Annotated in this window: 1 protein-coding gene; it reads right to left on the bottom strand. The window is 68.0% G+C overall.

The genetic code is table 11. The features are described from left to right. A partial coding sequence (locus OOZ15_RS20040; RefSeq protein ID WP_265958197.1) for a glycosyltransferase occupies positions 1-559 on the bottom strand: 559 nt, incomplete at both ends.

The raw sequence follows: 559 nt of genomic DNA, 5'->3' as shown, positions 1-559 counted from the left end.
GCTGTTGTTGGTGGTCAGGGCCCCCAGGTCCGGGTCGGCCTGGAAGAACGACAGCGAACGCTCCAGGGTACCGGGTTCCAGGCGGATGTCGCCGTCCATGGAGACCAGCAGCGCCCCGGGTGCCGGCAGCCGACGCGAGATCGCCCGCAGCACCTCGGCCATGGCCGAGCGCCTGCCGTCCCCCTTCTGCCACATGTAGCGCACCTCGACATTGCCGGGCCAGCCGTGGTCGTCCATGACGTGGGTGATGACATCGACATCGGTGCGATCCGAGATCGAGGCGAAGAGGGTGGTGGGCACGCCATAGTCGACGAGTTCGCGCACCAGGGCATCGTAGACCCGGAAGTTCACTTCCGGGTCGATGCGGAAGGAGGTGCAGAGCACGTAGAGCTCCGGCGGCCGCGACACCTCCGCGGCCGCATCGGCCTCGGCCCGCAGCCCCGGAAAGAGGCGGCGGTTGTACCACGCCGAACGCAGGGCCTGGACCAGCCACCAGGAGTAGCGCCAGGCGCCCACGGCACCGATGGCGAAGAAGAAGCTCTTCGATTCGGCATCGAAG

The sequence above is a fragment of the Galbibacter kalidii genome (genome assembly GCF_026241135.1).
Taxonomy (GTDB): Bacteria; Bacteroidota; Bacteroidia; order Flavobacteriales; family Flavobacteriaceae; genus Galbibacter.
The sequence above is the reverse complement of the archived record's forward strand: the minus strand, read 5'-3'. Positions and strand labels throughout refer to the sequence as shown.